This is a genomic window from Albimonas pacifica (assembly GCF_900113695.1).
In the GTDB taxonomy this organism is placed as follows: domain Bacteria; phylum Pseudomonadota; class Alphaproteobacteria; order Rhodobacterales; family Rhodobacteraceae; genus Albimonas; species Albimonas pacifica.
In genome coordinates this window covers 107,503-123,276 of the sequence record NZ_FOQH01000006.1, presented here as the reverse complement: position 1 = coordinate 123,276, position 15,774 = coordinate 107,503, and the positions used below count along the sequence as shown (strand labels likewise).

At 75.5% G+C, this 15,774-nt stretch carries 12 protein-coding genes; 4 read left to right on the top strand and 8 right to left on the bottom strand.

Annotated elements, in window-relative coordinates; all coding sequences use genetic code 11:
* Window positions 1-207 precede the first annotated feature (207 nt).
* The 6 genes from BM064_RS14370 to BM064_RS14345 all read right to left on the bottom strand — a co-directional run bounded on the left by BM064_RS14370 (window position 208) and on the right by BM064_RS14345 (window position 9,673).
* Window positions 208-1,356 (bottom strand): lipocalin-like domain-containing protein, encoded by a 1,149-nt coding sequence (locus BM064_RS14370; RefSeq protein ID WP_092860488.1) that lies wholly within the window; start codon window positions 1,354-1,356, stop codon window positions 208-210.
* Window positions 1,346-3,859: an FtsX-like permease family protein gene (locus BM064_RS14365; RefSeq protein WP_092860487.1), complete on the bottom strand. Its 2,514-nt coding sequence runs from the start codon at window positions 3,857-3,859 to the stop codon at window positions 1,346-1,348. The genes BM064_RS14370 and BM064_RS14365 overlap by 11 nt, the downstream gene beginning before the upstream one ends.
* A 37-nt stretch (window positions 3,860-3,896) precedes the next feature.
* Complete coding sequence (locus tag BM064_RS14360) at window positions 3,897-4,625, bottom strand: ABC transporter ATP-binding protein (RefSeq protein ID WP_092860486.1); 729 nt, start codon at window positions 4,623-4,625, stop codon at window positions 3,897-3,899.
* Between the two features lie 61 nt (window positions 4,626-4,686).
* On the bottom strand, window positions 4,687-5,103 hold the full coding sequence (locus BM064_RS14355; RefSeq protein ID WP_092860485.1) for a DUF2177 family protein: 417 nt from the start codon (window positions 5,101-5,103) through the stop codon (window positions 4,687-4,689).
* A 65-nt stretch (window positions 5,104-5,168) separates the two neighbouring features.
* Entirely contained in the window at window positions 5,169-8,327 is a 3,159-nt protein-coding gene (locus tag BM064_RS14350) for an efflux RND transporter permease subunit (RefSeq protein WP_092860484.1), read from the bottom strand.
* Between the two features lie 80 nt (window positions 8,328-8,407).
* Window positions 8,408-9,673 carry an efflux RND transporter periplasmic adaptor subunit gene (locus tag BM064_RS14345; protein WP_092860483.1) on the bottom strand — a complete coding sequence of 422 codons (1,266 nt, stop codon included), beginning with the start codon at window positions 9,671-9,673 and terminating at the stop codon, window positions 8,408-8,410.
* Window positions 9,674-9,765: 92 nt separating this feature from the next.
* On the opposite strand from BM064_RS14345, the gene BM064_RS14340 reads away from it, so the two are divergent.
* From BM064_RS14340 to BM064_RS14325, 4 genes are all read left to right on the top strand, one after another.
* Window positions 9,766-10,443, top strand: coding sequence for a TetR/AcrR family transcriptional regulator (locus BM064_RS14340; protein WP_177236265.1), 678 nt, complete (start codon window positions 9,766-9,768; stop codon window positions 10,441-10,443).
* 62 nt (window positions 10,444-10,505) lie between these two features.
* Window positions 10,506-11,879, top strand: coding sequence for an FAD-binding oxidoreductase (locus BM064_RS14335; RefSeq protein ID WP_092860481.1), 1,374 nt, complete (start codon window positions 10,506-10,508; stop codon window positions 11,877-11,879).
* Complete coding sequence (locus BM064_RS14330; protein WP_092860480.1) at window positions 11,879-12,361, top strand: SgcJ/EcaC family oxidoreductase; 483 nt, start codon at window positions 11,879-11,881, stop codon at window positions 12,359-12,361. Before BM064_RS14335 ends, BM064_RS14330 begins: the two co-directional genes overlap by 1 nt.
* A gap of 88 nt (window positions 12,362-12,449) precedes the next feature.
* Complete coding sequence (locus tag BM064_RS14325; protein ID WP_092860479.1) at window positions 12,450-12,905, top strand: DUF1330 domain-containing protein; 456 nt, start codon at window positions 12,450-12,452, stop codon at window positions 12,903-12,905.
* 357 nt (window positions 12,906-13,262) lie between these two features.
* Here BM064_RS14325 and recN read toward each other — a convergent pair whose 3' ends face one another.
* Together recN and BM064_RS14315 are read right to left on the bottom strand one after the other, a co-directional pair.
* Window positions 13,263-14,918: a DNA repair protein RecN gene (recN, locus tag BM064_RS14320; RefSeq protein ID WP_092860478.1), complete on the bottom strand. Its 1,656-nt coding sequence runs from the start codon at window positions 14,916-14,918 to the stop codon at window positions 13,263-13,265.
* A 10-nt stretch (window positions 14,919-14,928) separates the two neighbouring features.
* The gene (locus tag BM064_RS14315; RefSeq protein ID WP_092860477.1) at window positions 14,929-15,762 is read right to left on the bottom strand and encodes an outer membrane protein assembly factor BamD; all 834 of its coding nucleotides are present in this window, start codon (window positions 15,760-15,762) and stop codon (window positions 14,929-14,931) included.
* Between the last annotated feature and the right edge of the window lie 12 nt (window positions 15,763-15,774).

Genomic DNA, 15,774 nt, shown 5'->3' with positions numbered 1-15,774 from the left:
GGATCCGTCTCTCGCTTCTGATGCCTGAGCGACTCGCCCGCAGGGGTCAAGGACAAGCCGGCTTCGCCGGTCGCTGCGCGATCCTTGACCCCTGCGGGCGAGTCGCTCCGATCGGCATCAGCGAGAGACGGCTCCGGAGAACAGGCGCTCTGCGAGGCCCGGCGGGCGTCGCGCCATGGGCCCCGGCGGCGGGCGGGGCGCCTCGGGTCAGTAGCCGGTGAGCTCCATGTAGCCGACGCCGTCGTGGGTGCCGGCGAAGGAGATCGGCCCCTCCCAGTAGGGAAAGGAGTCGCCCATCCAGGCCTGCGGGTTCAGGGGGGCGGTGACCACCTCGAGCCCGCGGGAGGGAACCGAGAGGCGCCAGCGCACCGGCACGTCGCGCCCCGCGACGCGGGCGGTCTCGATCGGCGCCATCGCCACCTGGGGGCCGGAGAGCGCCTCGACCGCGCCGTCGGCGGAGATGAAGGACGAGGCCTGGTAGCCGCCCCCCCCGGCGCGGCGCAGGCGGTAGAGCATCAACTTCTCGCCCCGCGGCAGGTGCAGGGCGAACCAGTCCCAGCCGGGCTGGTCGCCGGCCAGAGGCTGGCTCGACCACTCGCGGTCGAGCCAGGCGCGGCCCGTCACCTGCACCGTCTCGCCGTCGAGCGTGAGGGCGCCCGTGACGGCCAGGAACGGGTGGGAATAGTAGTAGCTCGCCTGCCCGCCCTCGGACTTCAGGGAGAAGCCGTTCTCCCCCTGCAGGACCAGCGGGCCCTCGGCGGCGAGCGTCAGGTCGTAGGCGAAGCCCGGCCCGTGGGCGGCGAGGCGCAGGGGGGAGAAGCCCTCGCCCCGGCTCTCCAGCCGCCAGTCGTCGAGCCAGGCGCGGAACGGCTCCGCCCGCACCCCCGCCTGGCCGACGCCGCCGCGGCCGAGCTTCTCGGCGGTGCGGTGAGCCTGCGCGGAGGTGACGGCGGCGTGGGCGAGCCAGACCTGGGGGGCGGACCAGCCCTCGGACGCCGGATCGGGGGAGAGGGCCTGGCGGAACAGGGTCCACTGCACCCCGAAGGCGCGGCCGTCGGGCGCGGCGAGGTTGGCGGTGACGTACCACCACTCGATCCGGTGGCCCGGGTGGGGGCCGTGGTCGGCGGGGAAGGCGAAGCGGCGGCCGGGGGAGACGGGCGCGTAGCCCTCGCCCCCGCCCGAGAGGCCGGCGTAGCCCTGGCCGGCCGAGGTCCCCTCGCCGGTCATGCCGGAGAGGCCCGAGGCGCCCTGCCCCTGCGCCTGCGCCTGCCCCTGGGCCCCGACGGGCGCGTCGAGGCCCAGCGCCAGCGCCAGCGCCGCGGCGCCCAGCAGTCGGATCAGGCGATCAGCGTTCATCGGCGAAGACCTTGGCGAGCCGCGCGGGCGGGGTGCGGGCGAGGCGCAGGAGCGGGACCGCGGCGGCGAGGCCGGCCGCGGCCACCGCCAGCAGGGCGAGGCGCGCCCACTGGCCGGGGAACAGGTGCAGGGGCAGGCGCCATCCGAAAGCCTCCACGTTCACCACCGCCGTCAGGGCCCAGGCGACCAGCACCCCCAGCGGAACCGCCAGCGCCGCGGTCAGGGCCGCGAGCGCCAGGATCCGGCCGAGCTCGATCGCCGCCAGCCTGCGCCGGCGCACGCCCATCGCCCACAGCGGCGCCACCTGGGGCAGACGCGTCTCGGCCAGCGTCAGCAGCGCGGTCAGCAGCGCGATCCCCGCCACCCCCAGCGTCAGCGCGTTCAGCGCGGCGGTGACCGCGAAGGTCCGCTCGAACACGGCGCGGCTGAGGCGGCGGATCTCGCCCTGGTCTGCGGCTTCGGCCAGGCCCGCATCCTGCGCGCGGCGCAGGTCCGCGAGCAAGGGGGCGACGTCGGCGGGGGGCAGGCGCAGCGCGAAGCGGCCGCGCTCGGCCTCCGGCCAGCGGGCGGTCAGCGTCCCGGCCGAGAGGCGCACCTGCCCCCGGGCGTTGCCGTAGTCGGCGAAGACCCCCGCCACCTCCAGCGGCGCGCCGGGGCCGATGACCAGCGCGTCGCCGGGGGCGAGGCCGAAGCGGCGCGCGGTCTGCTCGGAGATCAGGGCGCCCTGCCCGGCCGCGACCCGGTCCCAGGCGTCCGGCAGGCCCGAGAGCAGCGGCCAGGAGCTCCGCCAGGTGGGGTGGTCGGCGAAGCCTGCGAGCTCCACCGGCCAGCCGTCGACGACCGTCTCGGCGCGGGGCTCGGGCAGCACCGCCTCGATCTCGGGGCGGGCTTCGAGCCAGGTCTGCAGACGATCGGCGGCGCCGGGCTCGGCGCGCACGTAGACCTCGGCGGCGAGACGGTCGTCGAGCCAGCCGAGGAAGGTCAGCCGGAAGCCGTCGACCATGGTCCCCACGCCGATGTTGACCGCCAGCGCGAGCAGCAGCGAGGTCAGGGCCAGCGACAGGCCGGGAAGCTGCTGGCGGCCGTCGGCCAGCGCCCAGCGCAGGAGCGGCGCGCGGGCGCGGCCCTGCGCGCGCGCCAGCGCCCAGCCCAGCAGCGGCGGCAGGCCCAGCGCGGCGGCGGCGAGGATCGCGCCCAGCAGCGCGAACCCCGCCGGCAGCCCCCGCCCGAAAAGCGCGAGCCCGGCCGCGGCCAGCGCCGTCGCCACGGCGGCGGCGGCGCGCAGGCGGGCGGCGCGGGCCGAGGCGGCGCGCCAGGCCTCGGGGCGGGCGCTCTCGAGCGGGGGCGCGGCGGCGGCGCGGGCCAGCGCCGGACCCGCGGCGAGGGCGGCGCCGGCGAGGCTCATGCCCAGCCCCGCCGCCCACCAGGCGGGCGACAGCGACAGCGCGCCGGGCACGCGCGCGCCGTAGAGGCCGCGCAGGCTTGCCGCCACGTCCGGCAGAAGCGCCGCGGCGACCGCGTAGCCCAGCGCCACGCCGATCAGGCCGGCGAGGAGCGCGGCGGCCCCCAGCTCGATCGCCAGCGCCGCGGCGAGCCCCCGGGCGGAGAGGCCGCAGGCCCGCAGGGTGCGGAACAGGGGGCGGCGCTGCTCCACCGCAAGCCCCACCGCGCCGTGGACGATGAACAGGCCGACGATGAAGCTCAGCCCCCCGAAGGCCGTGAGGTTGAGGTGGAAGCTGTCGGCGAGGCGGCCGGGATCGACCCGCGGCTCGGGCGCGAGGCGCCGCCAGCCCTCGGGCGCGCCCTGCGGCGCGCGCTCGGGGTCCAGCAGCAGGCGGGAGATGCGGCCCTCCATCCCCAGCAGCGCCTGGGCGAAGCCGATGTCGGCGATGGCGAGGCCGGGGGCCGGGGCCGAGGAGGCGGCGAGCGGCGGCAGCGGGCCGCGGGCGGTCTGCGGGCGGTCGCCGGGCGACCAGCCGTTGGCGCGCAGGGTCTCGGGCGCGAGGAACAGGCGGCCGGGGGGCAGGATGAAATCGGGATAGGCGCGCGCGTCCTCGGCCTCGCCCGCCAGAGCCTGCTCGCCGGCGAAGGCGAGGCCGGCGGCGGGCGGCAGGGTGACGGGCTCGATCCCCATCAGGCGCAGGCGCTCCCCGCCGACGGTGATCCAGCCCTCGACCAGCGGCGACACCGGCCAGCCGGCGCGGCGCAGCTCGGCGAAGGCGGCCTGGGAGATCGGCCCGCCGTCGACGGGGACCAGCGCGGGCGCCTGCGCGCCCGAGAAGGCTGAGGCGGCGCGGGCGTAGCTGTCGCGGGCCTGGGCGTTCAGCGCCTGCACCCCCGACCACAGCGCCGTCGCCGCGGCCAGCCCCGCCAGCAGCGCCAGCAGCTGCAGGGGCCGGCGGCGCCAGTGCGAGGTCAGCACGCGCAGCGCCCAGGGCAGCGCCGCCAGCGTCGCGCGGGCGGAGGCGCCGGCGGGCGCAGGCAGGCGCGCGGCCGCGGTCATCGCGGGGCCTGCGCGCCGTGGGGGACGATGCGGCCGCTCACGAGCGGACCGCCCCGGGGGCGGGTTCGGCCGCCGGCGGCTCGGCGAGGCCGCCAGCGTGCAGGTGCAGGCGACGGTCGAGACGCGCGGCGAGGCGGGGCGAGTGGGTGACCATCAGCAGCGCGCCCCCGGCCTCGGCCGTCAGCTCCAGCAGCAGCGCCAGCGCCGCGTCTGCGGCGGCCTCGTCCAGCGCGCCGGTGGGCTCGTCGGCCAGGATCAGCGCCGGGCGCGCGGCCAGCGCCCGGCCGATGGCGACCCGCTGCTGCTGGCCGCCCGAGAGCTGCTCGGGCCAGCGCGAGAGGAGGTCGGCGATCCCCAGGCGGCGGGCGAGCTCGGCGGTCCAGGCGGGATCCTCGCGCCGGGAGAGGCGGGCCTGGAAGGCGAGGTTCTCGGCCACGTCGAGGGAGGGCGCCAGGTTGAACTGCTGGAACACCAGCCCCACACGGTCGCGGCGCAGCGCCGCCCGCCCGCCGTCGTCGAGGCGGGAGGTCGCCTGCCCCGCCACGCGGATCTCGCCCCCGTCGGGCGTGTCGAGCCCGCCGGCGAGGTGCAGGAGCGTGCTCTTGCCCGAACCGGATTCGCCGGTCAGGGCCAGGCTCTCGCCGCGCGCGAGGGTCAGGGAGACGCCGCGCAGCACCTCCAGGCGTCCCTGGGGCGTGGCGTAGCCCTTGCGGACGTCGCGGAGGTCGAGGGCGGGCGAGGCCGGATCGGCGAGAGCGTCGGTCATGGCGCGGACCCTGCGCCGGGCGGGCGGCCCGGGCAAGTCCGCCCGGGCGCGCAGGGGCGGATCAGCTCCGCCCCATGCCCAGCGCCTGGAGGATGGCGACGCCGCCCCCGGCCGAGACCGCGGTCAGGACCCCGCCCCAGACGGTGTCGAAGGCGACCGTCTGCCAGCTCCAGCCCTTGAGGGTGGCCATGTTCACGAACTCGTAGGTGCCGTAGGCCAGCACGCCCAGGATCGCGCCGTTCAGCGCGGCCGCGCGCCAGCCCCCGCCCTCGGGCCCCAGCGCCGGCCAGGCGGCGAACCACAGGATGCCGCCGACGTAGACGACGTAGAAGGCGCCGGCGACCGAGAATTTCGGATCCTCCAGCATCAGATGCCCGATATGCCGGTCGAACAGCGGTTTCATCACCGTCGTCAGCATCAGCGCGTCGAGCACGAGGAACACCGCGAAGGTGGCGAGGTATAGCGCGCCGAGGGTCATCCGATCTCCCCTGTCTGGATCGTGAAGGAGAATACGCGGCCGGGGCCGGATCGGATCAGCGCCGCTCACTCGGCGGCGAACAGGTTCTTCTGGGCGGGGGCGGCGCGGCGCGCGCGCGGGGCGCGGCGGTCCGCGGGCGCGGCGGCGGGGGCCAGCGCGCCCTGCCCCGCCGGCGCCGCGCGGCGCGAGACCAGGGCGAACATCGGCGGCGTGAAGTAGAAGCTGACCACGGTCGAGAGCAGCACGCCGCCGGCGATGGACATCGCGAAGGGCGGCCAGAAGCCGCCGCCGCCCAGGATCAGGGGCAGGAAGCCGCCGAAGGTGGTGACGGTGGTCGAGACGATGTGGCGCGAGGCGCCCAGCACCACCTCGGCCATCGCCTCGCGGTCGCCGGCGGCGGCCCGCGGGTCCTGCTGCAGGGCGGTGAGGATGATGATGCAGGCGTTGACCGAGACGCCGATCGAGCCGATCACGCCCACCACCGCGGTGATCCCGAACGGATAGCCGCAGATCGCCAGCGACAGGATCGAGAGGCCGGCCGAAAGCCCCATGACCCCGGTCGCCACCGCGCCCAGCCGGAAGCTGTCGAAGGTCAGCACCACCGCGGCGATCGAGAGGGTCACGATCAGCCCCAGCGGCGCCATCAGGTTCGCGATCGTCTCGTTGCGCGCATCCGCGTCGCCGCCGACCTCGAGGCGCACGCCCGGGGGCGGCGCGAAGCCGGCCTCGTCCAGCAGCGCCTGCGCCTGGGCGAGCGCCGCCTCGGGCAGGACGCCGTAGCGCACGAAGGCCTGGACGGTGTTCACCCGCTCCCCGTCGCGGCGCGAGATGGCGCTGTCGGAGGGGACCACGTGCATCTCCCCCAGCGTCGAGAGCGGCACCAGCCGGCCGTCGGGGGCGACCACGTCGAAGGTCTCGACGAAGCCCGCGTCGGCGCGCCGGGCGGCGCCGACGCGCACCCGCACCGGCAGCTCCTCGGAGCCCTCCACCAGGCTGCCGCCGACGACGCCCTCGAGCGCGGCGTCGAGCTGGCGGGCGACGGAGACGAGGTCGAGCCCCACGAGCCGCGCCTTGTCCTCGTCGAGCACGAAGTCGAGCTTGGGCGCGCCGCCCTCCATGGTGGTCTGGACCGAGGTGATGTCGGGGGAGCTCTCGACGATGCCGCGGACCGCGTCGCCGGTCCGGCGCAGCAGCGCGAGGTCGTCGCCGTGCAGGCGCAGCTCCACCGGGGCCTGGACGGGGGGGCCCTGCACCAGGTCGCGCACCAGGATGCGCGCGCCGGGGGCGACGGCGCCGAGGGTGGACTGCAGCTCGGGGATCAGGCGCGCGGTGGCCGCGTTCGACTCGGTGGTGATCAGGGCGCGGGCGAAGCCGGGGGCGCCGACGCGGTTCATGGTCATGTTGTAGTAGAAGGAGGGCGCGCTCTCGCCGATCACCCAGGCGGTCTGGAGGATGCCGTCCTCGCGCGCCAGGGCCGCGTCGACCGCCTCGGTCGCCGCCTCGGTGGCGGCGAGGGCCGCGCCGGCGGGCATCTCCACGTCGATGTAGAACTGGTCGCGGTCGACGCCGGGGAAGAACTGCGGGGTCAGGGAGGGGAAGGCCAGGAAGCCCATCACCGGCAGCGCCAGCGCCCAGGCGACCGCCGGCACGGGGTTGCGCACCGCGAGCCGCAGCGAGCCCGCGAAGGCCCGTCCGAGCGCGCCGCCGGAGATGCCGTTCGCCACGATCCCCCCGCCGCGGGCGGGATCCGGCAGCAGCCAGCCGGAGAGGGCGGGCGTGATGGTCATCGCCACCACGAAGGACCATGCCAGCATCGCCACCACCGAGATCGCGACGGCGCCGACGAAATCCCCCGCCGGCCCCGGCAGCAGGATCATCGGCATGAAGGTCAGCGCGGTGGTGACGGTGGAGGCGAGCAGCGGCGCGGCGAGCCGCCCGACCGCGTCCCCCACCGCCTCGACCCGGGCCATGCCGGCGGCGAGGCGGCGGCGGATCTCGTCGGTCATCACGATGGCCGCGTCCACCAGCAGCCCCAGCGCCACGATCATGCCGGTGACCGACATCTGGTGGATCGGAACGCCCATGAAATTCAGGGTGGCCAGCGTCGCGAGCCCCACCAGCGGCAGCACCGCCGCCACCACCAGCGCCGCGCGGAAGCCAAGCGTGAGGAACAGCACCGCCACCACCAGCCCCACGCCCACCGCCATGTTCCACGCGACCTCGGAGAGGCGCTCGGCGGTGTAGCCCGACTGGTCGAAGATCAGCCGATGCTCGAGCCCGCCGGGCAGCGTCGCCTCGTAGTCGGCGAGCGCGGCTTTCACGGTCCGGATCCAGGCGTCGACCTGGCGGCCCTCCTCCATCTTCGCGGCGACGAGCACCGCCGCGCGGCCGTCGATCCGCGCGAGCGAGGGAGCGGGGACGCGGGCGGTCTTCTCCACCGTCGCCACGTCGCCCACGCGCGTCGCATGGCCGGCGGCGTTGGCGGCGAGCGGGATCTCGCGGATCCGGTCGAGGGAGCGGATCTCCCCCGAGACCTCGATCAGCAGGTCGGTCGCCGCCCCGCGGACCCGTCCGGCGGAGACCTTGGGGTCGGCCTGCGAGATCGCCGCGGCGACCTGCGCGGCCGAGAGCCCCAGCGGCCCCAGCGCCTCGGGGTCGACGGTCACCAGCACCTCCTCCTCCGGCATCCCGTAGGAGGCGACCAGCGAGACGCCGGGCAGCGCGCGCAGGCGGTCCTCCAGCATCTCCGCATGGCGGGCGAGGATCGCAGGGGGGACGTCCGCGTCGCGGGGGGTGACGGCCGAGATCGCCGAGAAGGCGCCGGTGCGGTCGTCGTCGAACTCGGGCTCGGGCACGCCCTCGGGCAGCTCGCGGGCGACGTCGCGCAGGGCCTGGCGGATGTCGGCCCAGGCGACGTCGATGGCCGCGTCGTCGAGGAACTCCGAGAGCTCGATGTTGATCACCGAGATGCCGGTCGAGGAGGTGGAGGTGATGCGCTTGATCTGCGCGATCTCGCGCAGCTCGGCCTCGATCTTCTCGGTCACCAGCGCCTCGACCCGGGCCGGGTCGGCGCCGGGATAGGGGGTGAAGACGTTGGCGAAGATGTTGGTGATGGTGGGGTCTTCCTGCCGGCCGATGGTCAGGAAGGCCGAGGCCCCGGCGGCGACCAGCACCAGGATCGCGAGCGCCGTGAGGCGGGCCTGGCGGTAGAACAGCGTGCGCATGGCGGGCTCCGTTGGCGGCTCGCGGGGCGGGGGACAGGCCCGCGCGCCCCGGGCCGGGCCCGGAGCCTCGGGCGCGGCGGTCAGTCGGCGGAGGCGAGGGCGGCGGGGGCGTGGTCCCCCAGCGCCTTGGCGAGCGGGATCTCCTCGGGCGCGAGGCGCAGGCCGGGGGCGAGCTTGTGGGCGCCGGCGGCCACCACCAGGTCGCCGGGCGAAAGCGTGCCGCGCACGAAGGCGCGCTCGCCGTCCACATGCAGGATCTCGACGGATTCGACGCCCGCCACCGGGCCGCCGGGGCGCTCGGCGACGGTCAGCACCGTCCACAGGCCCTTGCCCCCCTCGCGCAGCGCGGCGACGGGAAGCCAGAAGCCCGCCTCGTCGCGCGTGCGCTCGACGATCACCGAGACGGCGGCGCCGTAGGCGACGCGGCTGCCGGCGGGGACCAGCAGGTCCAGCAGGGCGGCGCGGGTGCGGGTGGCGGGGTCGACGTCGGGGCGCACGGCCGCGACCGCCGCGGTCAGGCGACGGCCGTCGATCTCCACCTGCATCAGCGTGCCGGGGGTGAGGCGGGCGGCGGCGGCCTCGGGCAGGCCCACGCGCACCCGGGGGCGGTCGACCTCGATCAGCTCGATGATCGGCTGGCCGGCGGAGACCACGGCCCCCTCGTCGACCGAGCGGGAGGCGATCTCGCCCGCGAAGGGCGCGCGCAGCTCGGAATGGTCGAGGTCGATGCGCGCCGCGCGAAGGCCGGCGTCGATCTGACGGAGCGAGGCCGCGATGCGGTCCGCCTCCAGCCGCGCCTCGTCCCAGCGCTGGTCGGAGGCGAAGCCGCGCGCGCGCAGCGTCTCCTGCCGCTCGAGCGTCAGGCGGGCGAGCTCGGCCTGCGCCTCGGCCGCGGCGCGCTGGGCCTCGAGCTCGGCGATGCGGGCGCGGATGCGGGCGCCGTCGAGCCGGGCGAGGAGCTGGCCCGCCTGCACGCGGTCCCCCTCCTGCACCGCCACCGTCTCGACCGTTCCGGAGAGGTCGAAGGCGGCCTGAACCTGTCGGGCGGGCTCGACGACGCCCAGCCTGCGGGTCTCGACCCGCAGGCCCTCCGCCCGCCGGGCGGCGACCACGGGGGCGGCGGTGGGGGCGGAGACGGCGATCGCCTCGGCCGGCGCGTTGCGCTCCTGCAGGGCCTGGGCGCCGAGGACGGCGGCGACGCCGGCCCCGGCGGCGAGCCCGGCGGAGAGGGTCAGCCGGCCCGCGCCGCGGGCGAGGCGCCGGCCGAAGCCGGGCCGGCGGGCGGATGCGTCGGCGGGGTCCGCGTCGGGGGGGGCCGCGTCGGGGGCGGGGCGCTCGGCGGTCATCGACTCTCTCCACGCGATGTTAGCGTTGCTAACTTATGTTAGAGACACTAACTTGCATTGCAAGCCTCGAGCAGCGAAAAATGAGGCCGAAAATGGCCGATGCGTCCGATCTCCCGACCGATTCTTCCCCGCCGGCGCCCCAGGCGCCGGCGCCGCGCGAGCGTGCGCGCTATCACCACGGCGATCTCGCCCACGCCCTGCTGGGCGCGGTGCGCGAGCTGGTGGAGCGCGACGGCGCCGACCGCATGTCGGTGTCCAAGGCCTGCCGGATGGCCGGCGTCTCGACGGCGGCGCCCTACAAGCATTTCGCCGACCGCAACGACATCCTCCGCTCGCTGTGCGACATCGGCTTCGACGAGCTGCGCGCGGCGATGCAGGCCGCGCACGACGGCGTCGCGGATCCGGGCGAGGCGCGGGTGGCCGAGATCGGCAAGGCCTACGTCGCCTTCGCCGCCGCCAACCCGGGCCTGTTCCGGGTGATGTTCGGCATGAAGCGGGAGCTGATCTCCCCCTCGGACGAGGACTACGGGCTGGAGGCCAAGGCCTGCTTCCAGGTGGTGATCGGGGACGTGGCCGAGGCCTCGGGGCTCGAGCCGGGCTCGGAGCCCGCGATGCGCCTCGCAATCATGCTGTGGACCTTCGTGCACGGGGTCTCGACCCTGCTGATCGACGGCGACTACGAGGTGACCGAGGTTCCGGTGAACACCGACGCCCTGGTCGAGGCCGCCGCCCGCGGCCTGCTCCAGGGCGGCCCGCCGCGGGCGGGCTGAGGCGGCCCCGCTTTTCTTCTCCCGGCCGCGGGTCTATCGTCCGCCGCCGCAGGGAGGACGCCATGACCATCCAGACCGCCGTCGAGCAGCTCAGGACCCTCCTGGGCGATCGCCTGTCCACCGCCGACTCGGTGCGCGACCTGCACGGGCGCGACGAGAGCTGGCACCCCGACGTCCTGCCCGACGCGGTGGCGTTCCCGCAGAGCACGCAGGAGGTCTCGGAGATCGTGAAGATCTGCGCGGCGCAGGGCTGCCCGATCGTGCCCTGGGGCGTGGGCACCAGCCTCGAGGGGCACGCGCTGGCGGTGAAGGGGGGGATCTCCCTCGACATGACCCGCATGGACCGCGTGCTGGAGGTGCATGCCGAGGACATGGACGCCGTCGTCCAGCCCGGCATCACCCGCGAGGCGCTCAACGAGCACCTGCGCGCCACGGGCCTGTTCTTCTCGGTCGATCCGGGCGCCAACGCCACGCTGGGCGGGATGGCGGCGACACGGGCCTCGGGCACCAACGCGGTGCGCTACGGGACCATGCGCGACAACGTGCTGGCGCTGGAGGCGGTGCTGGCCGACGGGCGGATCATCCGGGCGGGCTCGCGCGCACGCAAGTCCTCGACCGGCTACGACCTCAAGGCGCTGCTGGTCGGCTCCGAGGGCACGCTGGGGATCATCACCGAGCTGACGGTGAAGCTGTGGGGCACGCCCGAGGGGATCTCGGCCGCCACCTGCGCCTTCGACAGCCCCGAGGGCGCGGTCGCCGCGGTGATCCAGACCATCCAGATGGGCGTGCCGATGGCGCGCATCGAATACGTGGACGAATGGTCGATCGGCGCGGTCAACGCCTGGGCCAAGATGTCCCTGCCCGAGAAACCGCATCTGTTCGTCGAGTTCCACGGCACCCCCGAGGGCGTGAAGGAGCAGGCGGCGATCTTCGGCGAGATCGCCGCCGAGCACGGCGGCGGCGACTTCAAGTGGACCACCAACGCCGAGGAGCGCGCGAAGCTCTGGCACGCGCGCCACAACTTCTATTACGCCGGCCGGGCGCTACGGCCGGGATGCCGGGGCATCTCGACCGACGTCTGCGTGCCGATCTCGCGCCTCGCCGAAGCGGTGATCGAGGCGCGCCGCGACATGCAGGCGGCCGGGCTGACCGGCGGGCTGATCGGCCACGTGGGCGACGGCAACTTCCACGCCGGCCTCTACTTCGACCCGGAGGACCCCGAGGAGCTGGTCCGCGTGAAGGAGGTGGCCGCGAAGCTCGCCAGGACCGCGCTGCGGCTGGGGGGCACCGTCTCGGGCGAGCACGGGATCGGCGTCGGCAAGAAGGCCTACATGGAGGCCGAGCATGGCGAGGCGCTGGGCGTGATGGCCCAGATCAAGCGCACGCTGGACCCGCAGGGGATCCTCAACCCGGGCAAGATGCTGGACCTGAACTGATGGAAGAGGCGGCCGCCGAGGAGACCGCCTGCGAGGCTGCGCGGGCCGAGGCCGCGCGCCTCGCCCGCGCCTTCCTCGCCGCCTGGTCGGCGCATGACGCGGCGGCGCTGGGCGCGCTCTTCGCCCCGGACGCGGATTTCGTCAACGTGACCGGCCTGTGGTGGCACGGGGCCGAGCGCATCGCCCGCGTCCACGGCGTCGCCTTCAGCTCCTACTTCGCCTCCGCCGTCCTGACCGAGGAGCGGCTGGAGACCCGGGCGCTGGGGCCCCGCGCGGCGCTCGTCCGGGCGCGGGTGCGCATGGAGGGGCAGCGGGCGCCCGACGGCTCCGTGGCCGGGGCGCGGCGGGCGATGCTGCTGTTCGTGGCGCAGGCGGGGGCGGCGGGCTGGCGGCTCGTCGCCGTGCAGAACACCGACGTGGTCGAGGGGGCCGAGACGATGCTCGCCGGGCCCGAGGGCCTGGGCGGCGCCCGCTACGCCTGAGCGCGACGGCTCGCCTCGGCGCGCGCAGGGCGCTAGGACTCCCGGGAAGCAAGGGGCGGAACGCCCCGCAACGGGAGGAGAGATCCGAATGACCGACGCCCCCAGCCCCGACCGCTGCGTCGACCCCGACCGCGCCCAGTGGGAGGCCTTCAAGGCCCTGCCCCGCGACGAGCCGGTGCAGATGCTGAACCTGGTCCGGTTCCGCGAGAGCGCCGCCTACCCCGAGGGGCACGCGCTGGCGGGCCGCGGGCTGACCGGGGCGCAGGCCTACGCCGAGTACGGGCGCGAGAGCGGGCCGGTCTTCGCAGGGCTCGGCGGCCGGATCGTCTGGCGCGGCGGCTTCCGCACGGTGCTGATCGGGCCGCAGGACGAACGCTGGGACGAGGTCTTCGTCGCCGCCTATCCCGCCGCCTCGGCCTTCATCGAGATGATGATGAACCCGGACTACCAGAAGGCCGTGGTGCACCGGCAGGCGGCGGTGCTGACCTCGCGCCTGATCCGGACGGCGCCGGCGGAGGCGGGCGGCGGCTTCGCCTTCGGTTGAGGGGCGGGTCCGCAGGCGCCCTGCGGGCGGGCTTGGCTGCGGCCCGCTTGCTGCGTGCGTCGGGGCGGAGCGTCGGGGGCGGGAGCCTCCGGCGGGCTCCTGACTCACCCAAGAACAAGCCCGCGCCTGTCCTCCGGATCCGTCTCTCGCTTGCGATGCCTGAGCGACTCGGCCCCCGGGGTCAAGGACAAGCCGCGCTTCGCGCGGTCGCTGCGCGATCCTTGACCCCGGGGGCCGAGTCGCTCCGGGCGGCATCCGCGAGAGACGGCTCCGGAGAACAGGCGCTTTGCGAGGGCTGCCGGCGTCGCGAAGGGGCGCCCGGGCGATCTGCGGGGCGGCAGGCGGCGGGGGGTGGGCTCAGCCCGCGAGGAGGGCGCGGGCGGCCTCGCGGGCGGCGTCGGTGACCGTCTCGCCGGCGAGCATGCGGGCGATCTCGGCCTCGCGCTCGGGGTCGGGGAGGCGGTGGACGTCGGTGCGGGTGCGGCCGTCGGCGACGGATTTCTCGATGCGGAAGTGGCGGTCGGCGCGGGCGGCGACCTGGGGGGAATGGGTGACCACCAGGACCTGCGCGCCGGAGGCGGCCAGCGCCGCGAGGCGGGCGCCGACGGCGGCGGCGGTGGCGCCGCCGACGCCGCGGTCGATCTCGTCGAAGATCATCGCACGGCCCTCGGCCGCGCCCGAGAGGCATACCTTCAGGGCCAGCAGCACGCGCGAGAGCTCGCCCCCCGAGGCGACGCGCGCCAGCGGGCCCGCCGGCGCGCCGGGGTTGGCGGCGAGGCGGAATTCCACCCGGTCGACGCCCTCGGGGCCGGGGGCGCCGGGGGCGACCTCGGTCGCGAAGCGGGCGCGCTCCAGCTTGAGGGGGGCGAGCTCGCCGGTCACGGCGGCGTCGAGGCGGCCGGCGGCCCCGGCGCGCGCCTCGGTGAGGCTGGCTGCCGCCGCCTCGTAGGCGCGGCGGGCGGCGGCGGCCTCGTGCTCGAGGTCGGCGATCTGCGCCTCGGCGCCGTCGATGGCGGCGAGGCGGGTCGCGAAGCTCTCGGACAGCGCGGGCAGGTCGTCGGGCGCGACGCCATGCTTGCGCGCAAGGCCGCGGATCGCGAAGAGGCGCTCCTCCACCATCTCGAGCCGGCCGGGATCGAAGGCGAGCGCATCGAGCGCGGCCTCGACGCCGACCTGGGCCTCGCCGAGCTCGGCCATGGCGCGGTCGAGGGCGGCGAGCGCGCCTTCGAGACGACCCTCGGCCGCGTCGGCGGCCCCGTCGAGCCAGCGGATCGCGTCGAGCATCCGGCCCTCGGCGCCCTCGTCCGCGCCGAGCGCCTGGTTGGCGCGGGCCACGTCCTCGCGGATCTTGGCGGCGGACCTGATCAGGCGGCGCTCGGCGTCGAGCGCCTCGTCCTCGCCGGCCTCGGGGGCGAGCTTGCCCAGTTCCTCGACGGCGTGGCGCAGGAACTCGGCGTCGCGGGCGGCGGCCTCGGCCTCGGCGCGGGCGGTCTCCAGCGCCATGTCGGCGCGGCGCATGGCGTCCCAGGCGGCGCGGGTCTCGTCCACCAGGGGCAGGCTGCCGGCGAAGGCGTCGAGGATGGCGCGGTGGCCGCGGGGGTTGAGAAGGCCGCGGTCGTCGTGCTGGCCGTGGATCTCGACCAGCGTCTCGCCGAGCGCGCGCAGCACCTCGGCGGGGGCGCGCTGGCCGTTGACGAAGCCGGTGAGGCGGCCACCGGAGAGGCGGCGGCGCAGGATCACCTCGTCGTCCTCGGCCGAGAGGCCGGCCTCGGCCAGGATCTCGCGGCCGGGGTGGTCGAGGGGGAAGTCGAAGACGGCGGCGACGGCGCCTTCCGAGGCCCCGGCGCGCAGCATGTCGGCGCGCCCGCCGGCGCCGAGCGCGAGGCCCAGCGCATCGAGCAGGATCGACTTGCCGGCCCCGGTCTCGCCGGTCAAGGCGTTCAGGCCGGACCCGGGTTCCAGGTCCAGCCGTTCGATCAGGACGATGTCGCGGATCTCCAGCGACCGAAGCATGGGCTTGCGATCAGATCGTGTCGCCGGTGGTCACCCGCCGGAACAGCTTCGAGATCCAGCTCTCGCGATCCTCGAAGGGCGCGATGTCGGCGCCCTGCATCAGGTCGTAGGCGCCGGCATACCACTCGGAGCCCGGGAAGTTGTAGCCCAGGATCGCGGCGGCGGTCTGCGCCTCGGAGTTGATGCCGAGGCTCAGGTACGCCTCCACCAGCCGGTACAGCGCCTCGGGCGCGTGGGAGGTGGTCTGGTAGAGCGCCAGCACCGTCTTGAAGCGGTTGATCGCGGCGATGTAGTTGTTCTGGCCTAGGTAGTAGCGGCCGATGGTCATCTCCTTGCCCGCCATCTGGTCGCGGGCGAGATCGATCTTCAGGCGCGCCTCGCGGGCGTAGTCGGAGTTGGGGTAGCGGCGCACCACCTCCTCGAACTCCTGGATCGCGCGGAGCGTCGAGCCCTGGTCGCGCTGCACGTCGACGATCTGGTCGTAGAAGGACATGCCGATCAGGTACTGGGCGTAGGCCGCGTCCTGGTCGGAGGGGAAGAAGGCGATGTAGCGCTGCGCGGCGGTGACCGCGCTGTCGTACTCGCCGCCCTGGTAGTAGCCGTAGGCGGCCATGATCATGGCGCGCTTGGACCACTCGGAATAGGGGTGGACGCGCTCCAACTCCTCGAAGGTGTGGGCGGCGTCGACGGGGTCGCCGGAGTTGAGCTGCGACTCGCCCTCCGCGAAGATCGAGGCGGCGGTGCGCTGCGAATAGGGATCGTAGAACGGATCGTCGGACCCGTCGTCGGAGCAGGCGGCGAGCGCCAGCAGGGCCATGAGGGCGAGCGCGGGGCGGCGGATCATCGCTGTTCCTTT

Coding starts and splice junctions, on each gene's coding strand:
- BM064_RS14330 (WP_092860480.1), top strand. CDS start 11,879: ATGGAAGAGGCGGCCGCCGAGGAGACCGCCTGCGAGGCTGCGCGGGCC.
- BM064_RS14360 (WP_092860486.1), bottom strand. CDS start 4,625: ATGACCGACGCTCTCGCCGATCCGGCCTCGCCCGCCCTCGACCTCCGC.
- recN (WP_092860478.1), bottom strand. CDS start 14,918: ATGCTTCGGTCGCTGGAGATCCGCGACATCGTCCTGATCGAACGGCTG.
- BM064_RS14370 (WP_092860488.1), bottom strand. CDS start 1,356: ATGAACGCTGATCGCCTGATCCGACTGCTGGGCGCCGCGGCGCTGGCG.
- BM064_RS14340 (WP_177236265.1), top strand. CDS start 9,766: ATGGCCGATGCGTCCGATCTCCCGACCGATTCTTCCCCGCCGGCGCCC.
- BM064_RS14355 (WP_092860485.1), bottom strand. CDS start 5,103: ATGACCCTCGGCGCGCTATACCTCGCCACCTTCGCGGTGTTCCTCGTG.
- BM064_RS14325 (WP_092860479.1), top strand. CDS start 12,450: ATGACCGACGCCCCCAGCCCCGACCGCTGCGTCGACCCCGACCGCGCC.
- BM064_RS14315 (WP_092860477.1), bottom strand. CDS start 15,762: ATGATCCGCCGCCCCGCGCTCGCCCTCATGGCCCTGCTGGCGCTCGCC.
- BM064_RS14345 (WP_092860483.1), bottom strand. CDS start 9,673: ATGACCGCCGAGCGCCCCGCCCCCGACGCGGCCCCCCCCGACGCGGAC.
- BM064_RS14365 (WP_092860487.1), bottom strand. CDS start 3,859: ATGACCGCGGCCGCGCGCCTGCCTGCGCCCGCCGGCGCCTCCGCCCGC.
- BM064_RS14335 (WP_092860481.1), top strand. CDS start 10,506: ATGACCATCCAGACCGCCGTCGAGCAGCTCAGGACCCTCCTGGGCGAT.
- BM064_RS14350 (WP_092860484.1), bottom strand. CDS start 8,327: ATGCGCACGCTGTTCTACCGCCAGGCCCGCCTCACGGCGCTCGCGATC.